The organism is Aureimonas ureilytica DSM 18598 = NBRC 106430 (assembly GCF_000382705.1).
Lineage (GTDB): Bacteria > Pseudomonadota > Alphaproteobacteria > Rhizobiales > Rhizobiaceae > Aureimonas > Aureimonas ureilytica.
Genome location: NZ_ARQE01000015.1, coordinates 47,907 through 62,473, shown reverse-complemented (window position 1 = coordinate 62,473; position 14,567 = coordinate 47,907). Strand labels below are relative to the sequence as shown.

The 14,567-nt window shown below is 64.4% G+C and carries 21 protein-coding genes and 2 pseudogenes; 9 read left to right on the top strand and 14 right to left on the bottom strand.

Annotation, left to right across the window (positions count from 1 at the left end; genetic code table 11):
- Positions 1 to 239, bottom strand: a pseudogene (locus tag B146_RS28670) (integrase); the annotation flags it as partial.
- A gap of 180 nt (positions 240 to 419) precedes the next feature.
- Positions 420 to 1,040 (bottom strand): recombinase family protein, encoded by a 621-nt coding sequence (locus tag B146_RS0121990; RefSeq protein WP_019998646.1) that lies wholly within the window; start codon positions 1,038 to 1,040, stop codon positions 420 to 422.
- Positions 1,041 to 1,304: 264 nt separating this feature from the next.
- Between B146_RS0121990 and B146_RS28665 the strand changes: the two genes are divergently transcribed.
- Both B146_RS28665 and B146_RS0121980 read left to right on the top strand, forming a co-directional pair.
- Positions 1,305 to 1,553 (top strand): AbrB/MazE/SpoVT family DNA-binding domain-containing protein, encoded by a 249-nt coding sequence (locus B146_RS28665; protein ID WP_081631097.1) that lies wholly within the window; start codon positions 1,305 to 1,307, stop codon positions 1,551 to 1,553.
- A gap of 3 nt (positions 1,554 to 1,556) precedes the next feature.
- Positions 1,557 to 1,943 carry a PIN domain-containing protein gene (locus B146_RS0121980; RefSeq protein ID WP_019998644.1) on the top strand — a complete coding sequence of 129 codons (387 nt, stop codon included), beginning with the start codon at positions 1,557 to 1,559 and terminating at the stop codon, positions 1,941 to 1,943.
- An 88-nt stretch (positions 1,944 to 2,031) separates the two neighbouring features.
- On the opposite strand, the gene B146_RS29205 is transcribed toward B146_RS0121980, so the two are convergent.
- Entirely contained in the window at positions 2,032 to 2,589 is a 558-nt protein-coding gene (locus B146_RS29205; protein ID WP_155897649.1) for a hypothetical protein, read from the bottom strand.
- 208 nt (positions 2,590 to 2,797) lie between these two features.
- On the opposite strand from B146_RS29205, the gene B146_RS28660 reads away from it, so the two are divergent.
- Positions 2,798 to 3,211, top strand: coding sequence for a Ros/MucR family transcriptional regulator (locus B146_RS28660; RefSeq protein ID WP_081631096.1), 414 nt, complete (start codon positions 2,798 to 2,800; stop codon positions 3,209 to 3,211).
- Positions 3,212 to 3,253: 42 nt separating this feature from the next.
- Here the strand turns inward: B146_RS28660 and B146_RS30315 are convergent.
- Positions 3,254 to 3,881: pseudogene (locus B146_RS30315) on the bottom strand (hypothetical protein); the annotation flags it as partial.
- Positions 3,882 to 4,382: 501 nt separating this feature from the next.
- Between B146_RS30315 and B146_RS0121960 the strand changes: the two are divergent.
- The 6 genes from B146_RS0121960 (at position 4,383) to B146_RS0121935 (ending at position 9,413) form a co-directional block, all read left to right on the top strand.
- Complete coding sequence (locus B146_RS0121960) at positions 4,383 to 6,251, top strand: M48 family metallopeptidase (protein ID WP_244877431.1); 1,869 nt, start codon at positions 4,383 to 4,385, stop codon at positions 6,249 to 6,251.
- Positions 6,248 to 6,907 carry a hypothetical protein gene (locus tag B146_RS0121955; RefSeq protein ID WP_244498266.1) on the top strand — a complete coding sequence of 220 codons (660 nt, stop codon included), beginning with the start codon at positions 6,248 to 6,250 and terminating at the stop codon, positions 6,905 to 6,907. Before B146_RS0121960 ends, B146_RS0121955 begins: the two co-directional genes overlap by 4 nt.
- A gap of 70 nt (positions 6,908 to 6,977) precedes the next feature.
- The gene (locus B146_RS0121950; protein ID WP_019998637.1) at positions 6,978 to 7,307 is read left to right on the top strand and encodes a hypothetical protein; all 330 of its coding nucleotides are present in this window, start codon (positions 6,978 to 6,980) and stop codon (positions 7,305 to 7,307) included.
- 40 nt (positions 7,308 to 7,347) lie between these two features.
- Positions 7,348 to 8,088 carry a Tsi3 family protein gene (locus B146_RS0121945; protein ID WP_019998636.1) on the top strand — a complete coding sequence of 247 codons (741 nt, stop codon included), beginning with the start codon at positions 7,348 to 7,350 and terminating at the stop codon, positions 8,086 to 8,088.
- Positions 8,085 to 8,513, top strand: coding sequence for a hypothetical protein (locus B146_RS0121940; RefSeq protein WP_019998635.1), 429 nt, complete (start codon positions 8,085 to 8,087; stop codon positions 8,511 to 8,513). The genes B146_RS0121945 and B146_RS0121940 overlap by 4 nt, the downstream gene beginning before the upstream one ends.
- A 408-nt stretch (positions 8,514 to 8,921) precedes the next feature.
- Positions 8,922 to 9,413 carry a hypothetical protein gene (locus B146_RS0121935; protein ID WP_019998634.1) on the top strand — a complete coding sequence of 164 codons (492 nt, stop codon included), beginning with the start codon at positions 8,922 to 8,924 and terminating at the stop codon, positions 9,411 to 9,413.
- Between the two features lie 19 nt (positions 9,414 to 9,432).
- Here the strand turns inward: B146_RS0121935 and B146_RS0121930 are convergent, their stop codons facing one another.
- From B146_RS0121930 to B146_RS29990, 10 genes are all read right to left on the bottom strand, one after another.
- Entirely contained in the window at positions 9,433 to 9,636 is a 204-nt protein-coding gene (locus B146_RS0121930) for a hypothetical protein (RefSeq protein ID WP_019998633.1), read from the bottom strand.
- Between the two features lie 75 nt (positions 9,637 to 9,711).
- Positions 9,712 to 9,981 carry a hypothetical protein gene (locus tag B146_RS0121925; RefSeq protein ID WP_155897648.1) on the bottom strand — a complete coding sequence of 90 codons (270 nt, stop codon included), beginning with the start codon at positions 9,979 to 9,981 and terminating at the stop codon, positions 9,712 to 9,714.
- 51 nt (positions 9,982 to 10,032) lie between these two features.
- Positions 10,033 to 10,245 carry a hypothetical protein gene (locus B146_RS0121920; protein WP_019998631.1) on the bottom strand — a complete coding sequence of 71 codons (213 nt, stop codon included), beginning with the start codon at positions 10,243 to 10,245 and terminating at the stop codon, positions 10,033 to 10,035.
- 35 nt (positions 10,246 to 10,280) lie between these two features.
- Positions 10,281 to 11,432, bottom strand: a complete 1,152-nt coding sequence (locus B146_RS0121915) for a hypothetical protein (protein WP_019998630.1) — start codon at positions 11,430 to 11,432, stop codon at positions 10,281 to 10,283.
- Between the two features lie 232 nt (positions 11,433 to 11,664).
- A complete protein-coding gene (locus tag B146_RS0121910; RefSeq protein ID WP_081631095.1) occupies positions 11,665 to 12,252 on the bottom strand; it encodes a hypothetical protein in 588 nt (195 codons plus the stop codon).
- Positions 12,253 to 12,357: 105 nt separating this feature from the next.
- The gene (locus tag B146_RS0121905; protein WP_019998628.1) at positions 12,358 to 12,762 is read right to left on the bottom strand and encodes a hypothetical protein; all 405 of its coding nucleotides are present in this window, start codon (positions 12,760 to 12,762) and stop codon (positions 12,358 to 12,360) included.
- A 71-nt stretch (positions 12,763 to 12,833) separates the two neighbouring features.
- Positions 12,834 to 12,995 carry a hypothetical protein gene (locus B146_RS0121900; RefSeq protein WP_202815004.1) on the bottom strand — a complete coding sequence of 54 codons (162 nt, stop codon included), beginning with the start codon at positions 12,993 to 12,995 and terminating at the stop codon, positions 12,834 to 12,836.
- A gap of 80 nt (positions 12,996 to 13,075) precedes the next feature.
- Positions 13,076 to 13,480 carry an SH3 domain-containing protein gene (locus tag B146_RS0121895; protein ID WP_019998626.1) on the bottom strand — a complete coding sequence of 135 codons (405 nt, stop codon included), beginning with the start codon at positions 13,478 to 13,480 and terminating at the stop codon, positions 13,076 to 13,078.
- A complete protein-coding gene (locus B146_RS0121890; RefSeq protein WP_019998625.1) occupies positions 13,477 to 13,920 on the bottom strand; it encodes a hypothetical protein in 444 nt (147 codons plus the stop codon). Before B146_RS0121890 ends, B146_RS0121895 begins: the two co-directional genes overlap by 4 nt.
- Positions 13,920 to 14,543, bottom strand: a complete 624-nt coding sequence (locus tag B146_RS29990) for a hypothetical protein (RefSeq protein WP_040408878.1) — start codon at positions 14,541 to 14,543, stop codon at positions 13,920 to 13,922. The genes B146_RS0121890 and B146_RS29990 overlap by 1 nt, the downstream gene beginning before the upstream one ends.
- Positions 14,544 to 14,567 lie beyond the last annotated feature (24 nt).

The following is a 14,567-nucleotide window of genomic DNA, read 5'->3' as shown; positions in this document are numbered from 1 at the left end:
CGGATGCGCCCGCCCGATACGAGGTCGCCGATCGTCACCTTCACAACGTCACAGCCACGCAGCTTGCTGTCGATAGCGAGGTCAAAGAGCGCCCGATCGCGTAGCCGGCCTTCGTGGTCAAGCCAGAAGCGGATTGCCCAAACCTGTTGCGGCTTCAGCGCCCGTTTGGCGCCAACTGTGCGCCCAGCGTTCCAAGCCCTGCGCGCACTACCAATCGGATCGAATGTCGTATGTCCCATTGTCGTTCTCCCATGGCCAGAACGGCCGATGGAAGTGTGCAGCCGCCGACGTGCTGCCGGATTCTTCCTCATGAGATCAGGTCGGGAGCCGACCGGCAGCTTTCGGGCAAATGAAAAGCGCGCTCAAGCGACCGGGATGGGCGCAAAGCTGCCATACGAACCGGGTTTCTAGGACCGTAGTCAGCTCTCCCGTAGCGCCTCGTCCATCTCGGCAGCCTTGGATCCTCTGCCTTCGTCCCTGGCGCGCTGGATCGTCTGCCGGCTGACGCCGTAGTCGCGCGAGAGCTTCGAGACCGAAGCCCCCTCCCCCAGCTTCTCGCGAACCACCTGCTTCTGCGCCTCGGTCAGGCTTCGCGGGCGCCCCAAGACCTTCCCCTGCTCCTTCGCCCTCATCAAACCAGCCTGGGTGCGCTCGATCAGAAGGTCGCGCTCGAACTCGGCAACCGCGTTGATGACGCTCATGGTCATGCGACCGGTTGAGCTCGTCAGATCGACACCGCCCAGCGCGAGGCAGTGAACCTTCACGCCCATACTGGCGAGAAGCTCGACGGTCGTTCGCACGTCCATCGAGTTGCGCCCGAGCCGATCCATCTTGGTGACCACCAGGATGTCGCCCTCCTCCATGCGATCGAGAAGCCGAGCGAACCCTTCACGCTGGGCGGCGCCGATCGAGCCGGAGACGGTTTCGGAGACAACCCGTCGCGCGTGGATGTCGAAACCGGCCTGACGGATTTCACCGATCTGGTTTTCAGTGGTCTGGCCGTTGGTGGAGACGCGGACATAGGCAAAAGTTCGGGACATTGGGGCTCGAAACCGACCGAAAACGCCACGATCTTATAGGGCATGTCCGATAGTCCCGATACCTATCATTTGGCCAGGAGCGCGGAGCCATGTCCTAAACCGTTCGATTATGAGCACCGTTTGGGAAGAGGAAATGGCACGCGTCAAACTTGGTGCATTTTTCTGGTATGTGGCTAGTCGCGTATAAACTTATCTACCAATTTTTGGGCGCTATCGGTAAAGCATTCGGCTCGGCGCATTGGTCGACTTTGAGAGGACGCAGCCATGTCGGCTACAAAAGGAAAAATTGTCGAGGGTGGACGCGTTATCCTGCCAGCGGCCTTCAGGAAGGCGATGGGTGTTACCAAAGGTGACACCGTCATCATCGAGCTGCATGGAGAAGAGGTTCGCATCCGCCCTGCAAAAGTTGCACTACGGCGGCTACAGGACAAGCTTCGGGCGTATGGGTCATCAACCCAAGATGCAACGGATCTGAACGATGAAGGCGACGATACGAATCGGTCCGAGGACTAACGAATGCCCTATGTCCTGCACCACTCCGCCCTGATCACTTTGCTCTTCTCTCAGAAGGGTGCCGACGAGATCGAGAAACGTCTGGGAGGCGCAAAGCTCTCGGTTCTGACCTATGCCGACGTCCTCGCTTACCTGGCCGATCGTGGTCTCGACACCGATGAAGCGATCAAGGATCTCTCGGATCTCGATGTCACGCTCGCCGATATGGACCAAGCCTGCGCCGAGGAAGCGGCGCGCCTTTATCGCCCAACTCAGGCGGCAGACCTCTCCCTTTCTGATCGGGCCTGTTTGGCCCTGGCCCGTATGCTCGAGCGGCCGGTGCTGACGACAAACGCATCCTGGGCGGAGTTGCCGGAAACCGTCGGGGTGACGATCAAGGTCGTGGGCTGAGAGAACACTTTGGCTGGCGCCTGCGGAGCTCGGTTCTTCCAGACCAGCTCCCCGCACCCAGATGAGATGGAAACCTTGAGACCGGAGCTCAGCGGATCAGGTCCCATCTCCAACGGTCTTCGAAGGCCAAGCCCTTCATCCGGGCGCGCCGGATCGCGATGCGCTCTCGGCTTCTTTCAGCGTGAGAGAGCAGCTTCCATCCGCTGGGCACGACTGAAGCCGCCACGTCAGCTTGGATATCCATGGGTGCCATAGTCGATGTCTTCTCGAACAGCTCGGCTTCTGGAACTCGCAATCGGGACGACTGAATCGAGACGTGCTCGGCCTCTTCCAATTGAATTACAGCGGGCGCGATGGCTTCCTCAGGAAAACTGACCCGCCCGATTGCCGGGCGTGTTTCCAGGATGCGGGGCTTGCGCGCTTCTCCATTATCTCTCGCGCGTTTCGAGCTACCACCGGATGCAGCTTGCCGCTTCTCACCGGGGAGCCCCGCGACCGAGGCGTCCGCAACGCGCTTCTCGTCTTCCTCGAGGACCGCCCTGAACTCCTTGGTAAGCGCCCCGCCCCAGATAGAGGACGATGGCGTCTGACCCGGCTTACGACGTTTTTTGCGTTCAACTGCAAAAGGTAGAATTGTGCGCTTCATTGGTGTGGCATCATCAATTTTATGAAAAGAACGCAGAAATTCTGACGCCCGGATCTATTTTTAACTGGATTTCGGCTGGCAGTCTAGAATGTTCTCAGTCCCCTCTGAACACCCAGAACCAAAACTTGATGGAATTCGTTTTCTGGCTTGCTTGAGAGCGTGGGCGTCGATATGACACGCCTCCTGTTTACATAGCGAAAGATGCTTAATGGACGATCCCCGCCATAGTGAAGTCCTTGAACAGACTGCCGAGATCATCTCCGCTTATGTCAGCGGCAATCATGTTTCTCGCGAAGATTTGGTCAAACTCATCGGTGACGTGTTCACGACACTCAGCGCGGTTGGCAAAGAGCCGGTTCAAGCCGCTGTATCGGACCAACCGCTGACGCCGGCAGTGTCGATCCGTAAGTCCGTCACGCCCGACTACCTCATTTGCCTGGAAGATGGAAAGCCGTTCAAGTCGCTTCGACGCCATCTTCAAACGAAGTTCGGACTTAGCCCCGAAGAGTACCGTGCCAAATGGGGCCTGCCTAGCGACTATCCAATGGTTGCAGCTAACTACGCCGCACGTCGGTCCGAACTCGCCAAATCCATTGGTCTCGGTAGAAAGATCGAGAGCTGAAAAAGAACAACAGGCCTCATAGCACTTTTGGGCCTGCTTGTGCTCGATCAGAGGGATGGCTGCGTCGAGGCAGAGGACGCCGAGGAAGCTGGCGATAGTTTTCTCATATTGGGTGGCGACGGCCCGCCACTCCATCAATTTTGCCCATGGCGTTCGACCCCATTTGCGGTTGTTGTAGTTCCAGCCCGGGCAGGCGACCGGCGCTTCGTGGCGAAGCGGCGGGATGGCAGAACGAGCGCCCATGTCCCAAATGTCCTGGCGCCAAGCGGGAGGCAATGGTGCCCGGCGCCTTCGGCCATCACGAGAGGCCTTGGTGCATTAGCCAACAAGAGATCGAGCAAGCGCTTCACGGTCATCTCGCTCTCTTGCAGAGCCCCTTTAGGTTGGCCCCCGCTGCCTTCTAGTTTACCCGGATGTAAGTGTCGTCTAAGAAAAGCATACCGAGCCGGACGCGCCGCTCTTGAGCCAGCGCCAGGAGTTTCTCCCAGATGCCCAGCCGCGCCCACCGGATGAAGATCTGGGCCGCCAACCACCACGGGCCGACCTCGGCTCGCAGGGATCACCGCTTGGCCCAATTCAGATGGCGCTAGAGGATCTCCTCGATGATCCGTCGAATGTCTGGACTTTTCACTTTAGCTAGAGGGCAGCAGGTCACGAATAATGGCTCGATCGCGGCCTATCACTCAGCATCCCAACTCTTCCTCATCGGAAAAGCCAACGACATAGAGTCTGATTCCGGCGTCAACAGGCCCTAGCCGCCGTGCTGTGGCGGGCTGCGCTAACCCAACCTGCTTTGCCGGTCACCTCAGACGTCGCCGAGAAGCCCACCTTGCATTAGTTTCCAATTCGGCCACCTGAGGGGCGAGCTAGAAGGACGGGGGCATTCATGGCGTCGACGCAGTCACCACCTTCGCCTTTTTGGCGTCGCTCTCCAGCGTTCGGTCTCGTGGTCTGGCTTTTCGTACTGCCGCTGGCGCTCGGAAGTCTGGGTACATGGCAGATGCAACGAGCGACCGCGATGGTCGATCTGCAGGAGGCGTCTCATAACGGTCTGCAGGAGACCCTTTCTGAGGTTCGTAGGATCGCTGCCGAGGATCCCGAAGCATCCCTTCGCTTTCAGGGGGACGGTCGCGACGTTCTCGTCCTCACGGCGTCCGAGGCGACCACCCGGATGGAAACGGCGCTGGCGAGCCAAGAGACCGATCTTGTCGTCGCGCGAGCGCGCGTTCCGCTGGCTTGGGCCACGATCGGCGGCAGCCTCCTCGTCCTGTTGGGCGCCGGGTTGGGGCTTTCGGCTGCCCGCGTCGCGGGCTGGCGGGCTCGGCGCTCACGCGATCAGCTGATCGAGAGCTTCGGGCGTCTTCGCATCGTGCTTCCCGTCCTTATGGCGACGGTCGTCCTCGGCTTCGGTATCGCGCTGTTCTGCGCGACGTCGTTCGAGGCGGTCAGCCTGTGGTTCTGGGAGCGCGTTTCCGGTAACGGGCTCAAGCTCGCAGGGGCCGGCATCGTGCTGGCTGCTCTCGCGGCCTATGGCGCGGTGATGGCTGTGGTCAGCCTGCGCCGGGTCTTCGATCTCTTCACGCCGCAGCCGATCGAGGTGCTGGCCCGCGTAGTCGGCGAGGACGAGGCACCCGGCCTGTGGCACTTCACACGCGAACTCGCTGCACGCCAGGGTGCTCCGCTCCCCGACACGATCATCGTCGGTCTGACGGAAGGATTCTACGTCACCGAAGGAGCCGTTCGCGTCGAGCCGGAGGGTCGCCTCCTCGAAGGACGGACGCTGTATCTGCCCGCGCCCGCCCTCGAACTCCTCGACACCGCTGAAGTGTCGGCCATCATCGGCCACGAACTGGCGCATTTCACCGGCGACGACACGCGCTACAGCCGTAAGTTCACGCCGATCTACGCCACGCTCTGGCGCTCACTCGAGGCGCTTCACCAGGCGAACCGAGGCGCGATCGTGGTGCAACCCGCCACACGCCTCGGCTTTCATGCGATCGGCCAGTTCGACGTCGCCGTGGCGCATTGGAGTCGGCTGCGAGAGTTCGAGGCCGATCGAAACGGCAGTCTCATCAGCAAGCCAGCGGGCGCCGCGTCGGCGCTGATCCGTAGTTCCGTTATCGAGCCGGCGGTTTCCTTCGTTCTGGAACGTGCCTTCCAGGCTCCAGAGGCCGCCGAAGACGACCTCGTCGCCGCCACGGCCGGGCTGACGGCGGAGGAAGGCTTCCCTGATCCCGCGGCTCATCTGGAGGACCAGCAGCCGCACCCGACCGACAGCCATCCGCCCACCAGCCAGCGGATCGACGCGCTCGGCGTCGCCATCGACGAGACCGTGCTGGTGCACGCCACGCGGCGCCCGCAGCCCGGCGTGCCCTCTTTCGGCCGCAAGGCCTTCGCCAACTGGGACGCGACCTGCCGCGCGCTCAGTCTCGACTTCCTGACACGGGCGCGCGGCGCCCATGCGGAGTATCGCGAGAGCCTCGAGACGGCGGCCGCGGCGGTCGGCAGCGAGGCGCTCGTTCTCTACGACAACGCCAAGCCGATGATCTGGGTCATGGGCATCGCCAGCGGCTTCTTCGCCATCATCGGGATCGGGGCCGTTCTGGCCTCGGCGCAGATCGGCTTCGGTCACGACGAGTGGGCGCAGGCTATCCTCGCCGCCGTCGGTGCCACGGGCTTCCTGGGCTTCGCGGCGATCGCCATCGTCTCGCATCGCCGAAGCCGTGCGCCACTCCTCGTGCTGACACCCGAGAATCTGGAGACGTCGCGGTTCCTCGATCCCATTCCCTGGACGGACGTCGAGCAATACCAGGTCTACGCCAACCAGCGCTTCGCCCTGCAGCTAGTGCTGAACGAGGACGCTCCGCTTCCGGCGCGGCGCGGCTTCTGGTTCTACAGCAAGGTCAACCGCCGGCGACGGACGGTGACGATCGATGCCTTCGGCGTGAAGGGCATGAAGGTCGACGCCTTCTCAGAGCTGATCGGGCGATACCTGCATGCGGCCTATGCGCGCCGCGAACTGGCGAAGACGACCGAATGAGGACCAGTCAGCATGTCCGTCCCCGACGCGCCGTCAGGCATGCCGTGCCGCCATCTCGACGAGGAGGTTCAAGCCCCGTTGTGCCCGAATGCCGGAGGCGACATCGCCCGCTCGCCCTGGCGCTCGCCCTGGGGTGCCTGACCTCTTCGGTCCCGGCGATCAGGACGGGCACTGCCGCCGCTGATCAGCCTCACCTCGTCTACGCGCCTGGCAAGCTCGCCTCTCCCTTCCGGACCGATCGCGCCGGTACGCATCTCGCCTTTCCCGGCGACCTTCCGAAGCGAGGGGTGCTCGTTGCCACTGGCAACGTCCTGTCGCCGCAGGCAAGATGGATTATTCTCGATCTCGACTCGCGCACGCTCCGCCAGGCGACTACGCGTCTTGCCGCGGCGTCGCGTGACGGCCAGCGGGCGAGCGTTATCGAACGCGACACGAGCCGCGAGCTGACGACGAGCGAGATGGATGCGGTCGTCCGGGCGGCGAACACGGTCTGGGCAACGAAGGATCCAACTTCGATCGACACGCCCGGACCAACGGACGCGCTCTGCAGCGTGGCTCTCTTCGATGGGAACGACGTGCTGCACGAGTTCGGCACGGCCTGCCCACGTACGTCGTTCGTGGAGACGGTGACGGCCTTGGCGGTGATTCCACAATGACGGCGACTGCGATGCGCTACGCTCGGCCGTCCCGCGCCCGGTGTGCGCGGCCTCTTGTGCAGGAGGCCTGATGAACCGCGTCGGGTCTGCCACCGCAGGCCTCGTGCTCGCCGGCCTGTCGATCTCGTCCGCACCGATTCGAGCGGACGACGGCTCGATCGGGTCGGCGCACGAGGAGGCGGACGGCACTCTGGTTCTGCGGCTTCGCGCCGAAGCCGAGGATGGTTCGGCGCTCGGCGAGGGCGAGTTGCGCTATGCCCCGGAAGACCCCGACTACCGCCGCGTCCACCGCCATCTCGGTTCGATCCCACGGGGCAGCGAGGTTCCCGTGCGCCCCTTCCCGAAGAAATGGACCAAGGAGCCGGCGATCTTGCCGCCCTTCGAGCGGCCACCGAGATAACCCTTGCGAACGGCAGACCCGCCGACAGGGCGTTCGTCTCGTGAAATCCCGGCGACGAATTTTCGGTTTCGCCGGCCTCGCGCTGCTTCTCGCCGTGGCCGCGTTCGTGCGCGCCCTCCATGTGATGCCGGTCGGAACCGGCGAAACCCGTGCGTCAGCGGACGGGCGCTTCACCGCGTCGGTGATGGACTGGTCGGAGCGCGGTTTCCTCACCAATAGCCTGCATCGCTGGTTCGAGTACCGGATCGAGGGTCCGGGTGTCCACCATGCGCTCAGCGGAAACCCAATCGACGGTCCCTATTTCGGCTCGCGCTCCGCGCACCGCGTGATCCGGTGGAGCGAGGACGGCGGCTTTGTCAACTTCGTGTTTCCGGGCATGACCCTGAGGGTTACGGTAATGCCGCCCGGCCCCTGCCGACTCGTCGCCGACATCGCCGGGTTCGACGTCCGGCAGACCGCGGACGGCCTTCTCGTGCGACCGGAGGGCTGGCAGGATCTGCGAAGGCCCTTCGAGATGACGGTCTCGCTTCGCCCCGGAAGCGAGGCCTCGCCCTGGCTCGACCGGCAGGTTCGGGTCGGGGCCGACCTCGTGCGCTACGCCGTCTCCCGCGAGGGCGGCGGGTCGGGGGGCGACGCCGTCACGATGCGAGCCGAACGGGCGTCGAAGGCGGGCATGCTTGCGTTCGAATGGTCCGGTCATGCAGATGCCGGCACCGAGCCCGACTGGACGCAGGCTTGGACGCTCCTCGGCGCGGTGGAATGCGGAAGCCAGACAAGATGAAGCGGAACGCGGCCCGGCAAAGCGACGCCGAATATTGGGGGCGCCTGCGCCGCGACCGCAGGTCGAACGCAGCGGCAATCCTTGCGGCGGTGGCGGCGCTCTTCGGCACGCTCGGCGTGATCACCGCCCTCGTCGATGCACCCCATCACGCTCCGCGCGCCGGCCTCCTGTCCTGGCTGCTGATGCTGCCCATGGCATGGTGGGTCGGCGATCTCACGCGCTTCACGGCACGCGCCGTGCGGCTCTGGACCTCAGCGATGCTGCTGAGCGTCGGCGGGGCGGGCTTCGGCTTGGCTTTAGCCCTCATGCGGGGCGACGCCCTCCCCGTTCCCCTCGCCAATCTGGGTCTCGCCGGTCCCGCCGCGGTCGCGAGCCTCGTGCTGCGCCGTGAGAGCCTCGTCGAGCGGGAGGGACCGGCAAGGTGACCGCTCGGGATCGAGGGGTCAACTCCAGAGCACGATCGGTCGTTGGGCGATGCTGCGGCGACCACGTATCGTCGCGAAATGACCTTCGTGGCTTTAGCGTTTCCAGCTCTCCTCTCAGTTGGCTTGCCGACTTCTGCGGCACTCCCAAGACCAAAGAACGGATCTCGGGCTTACGGCCTAACTGCATGGCAGGCCGAAGGACGGCAGTATGGCCCAAAGAACGGACGCGTCCCGGTCCGCGCCTGGACCATCGATCGGCTCCTGCATCTGTTTGCCCCCATCTTGGCGCCAGCCCGGATGCCGCCGATCCGATGCCGGGCTCTCCCTCGCATCATAGGTGTTGCGGCAGACCTCGCAAACGACGAGGGTCGAGGCCGCCCGTGGTTCTCCGAACAAGACGAGGTCGCGATGCCGACGTCCCGCAGACGATCCCGGAAGGCCTCCGGCGCGGACCATCAGCTCGAGCCGATCAGGAACAAACCGCTCCTGCTTGTGAAGTCGGTCGGCATCGCCCTCATGGGTTTCAGCCTAGGCTCCTGGAGCCTTGCGGAGATACGATCGCTCGTCATGTCCCTTCGCGCGGACGCGGCGGTCGTGGAGACCATCAACGTCCTGTATGCCTTGCCGGTGCTGGCATTTGCCGTCTTGGCGATAGGGGGACTGTTCGGCATCGAGTTATTGTCGAGGCGGTGGGCCGAGCGTATGGGCACGGCCGTGATGGCGGTGCTGCTCGGCACGATCGTTCTCGTCCCCTTGTTGGGACTGACGGGCGGCATGCTGAACTCACTTTTGATGATGCGCTCCGGCTACGAGCTTTGCGATACGCGCTCGGGCACGCGCATCACTTGGACCCTTTGGGCGAAAGCGCCGACAAGCTGCGCAGCCGCTGCCGATCGGTGAACGCGGCAAAAGCGCCTCCTTAGGCCGGATGCTCACCCCAAGAGCGAGGCCAGCGGGCGAAATCCCTGGCCAGCCAGACCTCCTCGTTCTCCAACACGAAGAGGACGTAGCGCTCGGAGTCGGGCCAACCGTGCCAGTCGCGTTTGAGGACGATCCACTGGCGGCCGTTCCCTTCGGCGAGGGCCACGGCGGTGTCGGCGAACCGCTTCATCGTCGGATGCATCAGGATCTTGCGGTTCTCTTCGACGCTCGACGCACGCCAGGGCAGCGGCGAGCGTGGCGCGCGGCGAAAACGCCGCTACCATCGCCATTCCTCCGCAAGGCTCTGGCCGAGCCCGTCCTCGCCGCCCCGCTCCTCTCCTTCGCCGAGACCTTTCCGGCGGAGAACAAGACTGACTGCCGCGACGAGAACGGCCGCCCCGAACTCACCGAGCGACGGAAGGAACAGCGCGGTCGGCCTCAGGAAGAGACCGGCCCCGGCGGCCGCGCAGGCGAGAAACAGGAACACGGCGCGAAACCGCGCATCACGCGCGATGAAGCCCATCCAGCCGCCGATCCATAGAGCCACCGGCAGGACCAGGAACCAAAGGGCAAGAGCGGTGCGGTTGGCTCCGCGTGGTCACGCGTCCGCCAGCGTGAAGGCGAGACTTATCGTGCCGAGAAGCATCGCCAGCGCGGCGAGGATCGCAGCCCGGTCCGATTGCTGGCCTCGATGAAGCCAGCTGTCGTCGCTTGGGTCCCTGGCCATGGAACGGTTGCCTTCGTCGCGGTCGCGCCGTCCGACGTTTGACCAGCGCAACTTGGAGGCGGCCGGTTCGAGGATGTAGCGCACGCTCTGAATGTTTCGCCATCGGCGAGACTGTCCGATCAGGATGGCTCCCCGGGCGCATCGTAGCTCCTGTTCGCCGCGCTCTGAACCATCGCGATGGCGACCGGCGGCAAGAAAACGGTCCCGCCGACGAGCCAGGCGATCGAGATCGCCTGCCCTTTCCCGCTCCCCCGGGCGCGGTCGTTGAGAAGATCGGCGAGCGTTATCAAGAGCACCGGCATGCCGAACGGCACGAGAAGGGCGACGGGAACGGCGGCGAACGGCGTGAGCAGGCGCTGCGAGGGAGCCGCGCCCGCCAGTTCGCCGTGGATGCGGTAGAGCCAGACCGCGAGGTAGACGAGAGCGCCGAGCGTGATGCAACCGATTGTGGACGCCAGCGCGACCTTCAGAGATGGGATCTTGTCCGCTCCCGAGCCCGCCAAGGTCGCCAGAAACATGACGAGGCCAGCCGCAGCCGAGGCAGCAAACGGCGCGAGCAGGACCGCTGCGACCGCCAAGGGCGAGCGCCGGCGGGGCCGACCCGGTCGATGGCGGGGAGACGGAGCATCCTCGAAGCCCGAGCCGCGCGCCGGCACGAGCACGGCGACCGCCAAAAGCAGACAGGCGACCATTCCGCTCACCACGCTCCATCCACCGACCTGCTCGTAGAGCATGGACGCCCCCATCGGCGCCAACATCGCTATCAGAACCGTGGGCGAGAGAAGGAGGAGTGCGCCGGCGAAATCGGTACGGCCGGGGCGCCCTCCCGTCAGGAAGACTGCTAGTGCGAGGGGAAAGACGCCCTGGGCGGCGCCGCAGGCGAGCCCGAACACGATCAGGAAGGCTGGAAACGACCAGAACCCCGGCAGGAACAAGAAAGCGGTCGTGATCACGGCGCAGGCGAGACACGGCCAGATCAAAGCGGCCCGGCCATTCCGAGGGGCTACCACGAAGGCGAGAAAGGCACCGACGATCCAGCCCATGCTGATACCAAGGTGAAACATGCCGATGGTCTGATAGGTGCTCGCAGCGTCCATCAACATCAATGGGAGAACGGTGCCGCCCCCCTGCCCGCCAAGCGCCACGAGCATGAATGACAGGAAAAGCGCCCAGTACCGATAGGTGCTGAGAAAGTCGGCGAGCGTCCAGCGAGGCGGGCCGCTGGGCGTGACGCCGCTGTCGATGGATATCGCGTTGTTACCGATCGTCATGTTGGTCCGTTGAGCTTGTAGCAGTGACGTCCAAGGGGGCTCGGAGAGAGTGGCACACCGGGCGGGAAAGGCGATCTGGGTTCACGGCGAGCGCGTCGGCATACCCTGCCCTACGAAACATGCTTCACGCGATCCGACCAGAGCGCCCGTTCTCGATCCAGGTCGAGACGGATGGTTGGCTTCCCATTCCGTCTCGTTCCGACTGTAAGGATCGGCGGGGCATGGTTCGGCGTCAGTCTGCCGACATCGGCGGCACGCTTATCGCGGCGAGCGTCGCGACGTCGGCGCCGCGTTCGGTGCGAAGGCGCTCGAGGAACGGGGTGATGTCGTCACCATAGGCCCTGCGGCTGACGCCGACGAGCCAGCCGCCGGCTTTTCCCTCCGGGTTTTTGCCGGAGACGTAGCGGTAGGCATTCCACTCCGCAATTCGCGTTCCTTCCTCAGTCTCTCCGGACATCAGGAAATCGAGGATGATTCCGTCTCCCTCGCTTGCCAGCACGATGTCGTAGTTGACGAAGGGATCCATCGTGCGGCGCTCGTCGAGCATCTGCGTCTGCGCGCGAACGATCTCCGCCGGCTTCATGTCCCCTTCCACGAACTCGACGAGCATCATCGTTTCGTAACGATCGAACGTCGCGCCCTTCGGCAGGTACTCCTGCTTCACGTAGCCCGGCTGCGGCTCGTCGGCTGATGCAAGAATGTAGGACATGTCAGCGAACTCGATCGCGCCCGGCACCCCAAGACGATCCCCGGCAGCTGATGCCGGTCCTAGCAGGAAGAGGCCGATGGTGAGAGCGGCGAGGCGAAGAGAAAAGCGCATGGGGCGGACCTGTAGCGGAATCCTGGGTGTCGACCGTAGCCCGAAACGCGTCTTCGCAGCACCCCCGGCTACGGTCCCCAGTCGTCGCGACGGACCTCGGCGGCTTCACGACGCCCCGGACCGCCACCATGCATGTCCGGTCGCCACTCCGCTGACGAGACCGAGCGGAGACATCCACACCCCCTCGTAATTGCCGTCGAGCAGGAATGGCAGCACACAAACCGCAGGCCCGACGATGCCGCCTGCGAGACTGTAGGACAGGTCGCCTGCATAGCGTGTTCGCCGGATGACGAAGTGAAACGGAAGGCCGATCACCAGCGAAATGCAGGCGACGACCGGGACGATGACGAGGATCGGTCCTGATGCGACCATCAGCGGCGTCCAGGGGTTGCCGTGGCCGTTCACGGTATCGACCGCGAGAAAGCCGGCTAGCACGACCGTGGCGATGGTCAACGGGATCCCCACGACGGCGGAGACGATCAGGATCGAGTGGAGCAGCCTGCGCATCATCGTTGGTTTCGGGTTCCCATGCCGGAACGTCGGAAGCCGACGCGGAGAGGAGATGCCTTCTGCTCGATTCGTCAGCCGTGCCTTCGACTGTTCCGATAGATCGAGGCGAGCACCGCGGCGATCATGACGAGATCAAGCGGCAGCAGCCACGGTAGAGGGTCGGTCCACTTGTCCATGTTGGTCGTGCGGCCGTAATGGGGCGCCCCCGAACCATAGGCACCGATCAGGGTCACGGCGTTCAGCCAAACGACAACGAACAGAAAGGCAAGGACGAGGATCGTCCGAGCGATCCGTACAGGCGCTACCGACCGTCTCATCCCGCGACGACGTCGACGAAGCGGCCATGCACCCAACCCGAGCGGCAGGGACCGTCGTAGGGCGAGCGCGTCTGCCTCGGCGAGGACAGGCCGCAATCGGTCTGCGTTCCCGGTGCGGGGTAGACGATCCCGAGCCACGGACCGCGTTCGTCGCAGATCGTGACGAGTGCGCCAGCACCGAGGCGATCGAGTTCCGGGCGCTGCGAACCCGGCCCGTTGCGAACGGAAAGAAAGTTGTCGCCCTTCGGATCGAGCCGAACGATCTGCCCGAGGCTTGCGCAGGCGTCGAGTTCCGCCTCGCCCCCGACCTCGACGGGCTCCAAGCCTTGCGCGCTCGCCGACGCCGTGAGCGGACAGACCAGAGGGACCGTGATCGACAGTAGCAGGAAGGCATGCCTCATCTGTAGTCCTCGTCGGTTGGCGTCAGGCCCGTCAGTGCCCGTAGCCGCCAGATGCGCTCGTCCCACCACCGGTCGACGTCCCCACGCGCCGGGTCGAGCGGCAGGTCGAACACCATGGAGCGCGAGACCCTGTGCGTTGTCCATCCGGTCTCCCCACCAATTGTCCCATAGAGTTGCAGCATGGCCAGGGAGGACACACCGCGAACGGCGCCATGATCGTCGCGCAGGACGATCCATCCGGGCGCGTCCGATCCTCCGCCCGGCATGGCGAAGAGGCGCGGGCGGCCGCAGATCGTCACGCTCCACGCACCGTCCGGCTGCGCTTGCCTGAGATAGGGCTCATGGCAGGCCAATCTTCCCTCCGGCGCCAGAACCACGGCGAGGGGTACGCCGACGGCCACGGTCAAACCCAGCCGGCGGAACCACTTGGCGCGACGCATTACGGACCCGACGATGCACTCAATGTGACATCGGCCTCCCGAAGCCACCCGGTCACCCGCCCATCGGCGGCTTCGAGATACTCGACATGAATCCAGCCGGGACGCCGAGCCAGCACCGCGACGGGGTCGAACCGGACGAGATAGGGGCGCCTGCGGCCCGGCGCAGCCGCAGGGGAAGGGTGGAGGATTGCCCGCCCGGCAGTGACGAGTCCCGCTCCGATCCAGTCGTCCCGCCGCTCGTCCAGCAGAAGGTCGTACGGTGCGTCCCTCATGTCGCCGCTCGTCATCAGGCAGCCGCCATGGTTCTCCTCGAGTTGCAGGTTTGGCTCTGCGCCAAGTCGAAGCTCGCCACGTATGCGCTCGGCCTCACCGGGAAACCATGTGACCACATCGGCCTCTCCACCCTCGAGGCGGCCTTCTAGCAGGAACAAGCAGCCGAACTGCGGCGCCTCCAGCGTGCCGTTGCCAACTCGACGCTCGGCGAAGACGCCGTGCACCGATCCGTTGTCCGCCACGATCAGCGCCAGCGGGCCGTAGCTTCCCGACAGCATCGGCGAAGCGCTCAACGGGACGGACGCGAGGAGCAGCGCGCCGAAGCCGAGGAGAGAAAGCTGAAGGGTCATGGCGTCTCCAATTCCTTGATGGCC

Coding starts and splice junctions, on each gene's coding strand:
- B146_RS0121990 (WP_019998646.1), bottom strand. CDS start 1,040: ATGTCCCGAACTTTTGCCTATGTCCGCGTCTCCACCAACGGCCAGACC.
- B146_RS28665 (WP_081631097.1), top strand. CDS start 1,305: ATGTCGGCTACAAAAGGAAAAATTGTCGAGGGTGGACGCGTTATCCTG.
- B146_RS0121980 (WP_019998644.1), top strand. CDS start 1,557: ATGCCCTATGTCCTGCACCACTCCGCCCTGATCACTTTGCTCTTCTCT.
- B146_RS29205 (WP_155897649.1), bottom strand. CDS start 2,589: ATGAAGCGCACAATTCTACCTTTTGCAGTTGAACGCAAAAAACGTCGT.
- B146_RS28660 (WP_081631096.1), top strand. CDS start 2,798: ATGGACGATCCCCGCCATAGTGAAGTCCTTGAACAGACTGCCGAGATC.
- B146_RS0121960 (WP_244877431.1), top strand. CDS start 4,383: ATGGAAACGGCGCTGGCGAGCCAAGAGACCGATCTTGTCGTCGCGCGA.
- B146_RS0121955 (WP_244498266.1), top strand. CDS start 6,248: ATGAGGACCAGTCAGCATGTCCGTCCCCGACGCGCCGTCAGGCATGCC.
- B146_RS0121950 (WP_019998637.1), top strand. CDS start 6,978: ATGAACCGCGTCGGGTCTGCCACCGCAGGCCTCGTGCTCGCCGGCCTG.
- B146_RS0121940 (WP_019998635.1), top strand. CDS start 8,085: ATGAAGCGGAACGCGGCCCGGCAAAGCGACGCCGAATATTGGGGGCGC.
- B146_RS0121935 (WP_019998634.1), top strand. CDS start 8,922: ATGCCGACGTCCCGCAGACGATCCCGGAAGGCCTCCGGCGCGGACCAT.
- B146_RS0121930 (WP_019998633.1), bottom strand. CDS start 9,636: ATGCATCCGACGATGAAGCGGTTCGCCGACACCGCCGTGGCCCTCGCC.
- B146_RS0121915 (WP_019998630.1), bottom strand. CDS start 11,432: ATGACGATCGGTAACAACGCGATATCCATCGACAGCGGCGTCACGCCC.
- B146_RS0121910 (WP_081631095.1), bottom strand. CDS start 12,252: ATGCGCTTTTCTCTTCGCCTCGCCGCTCTCACCATCGGCCTCTTCCTG.
- B146_RS0121905 (WP_019998628.1), bottom strand. CDS start 12,762: ATGATGCGCAGGCTGCTCCACTCGATCCTGATCGTCTCCGCCGTCGTG.
- B146_RS0121895 (WP_019998626.1), bottom strand. CDS start 13,480: ATGAGGCATGCCTTCCTGCTACTGTCGATCACGGTCCCTCTGGTCTGT.
- B146_RS0121890 (WP_019998625.1), bottom strand. CDS start 13,920: ATGCGTCGCGCCAAGTGGTTCCGCCGGCTGGGTTTGACCGTGGCCGTC.
- B146_RS29990 (WP_040408878.1), bottom strand. CDS start 14,543: ATGACCCTTCAGCTTTCTCTCCTCGGCTTCGGCGCGCTGCTCCTCGCG.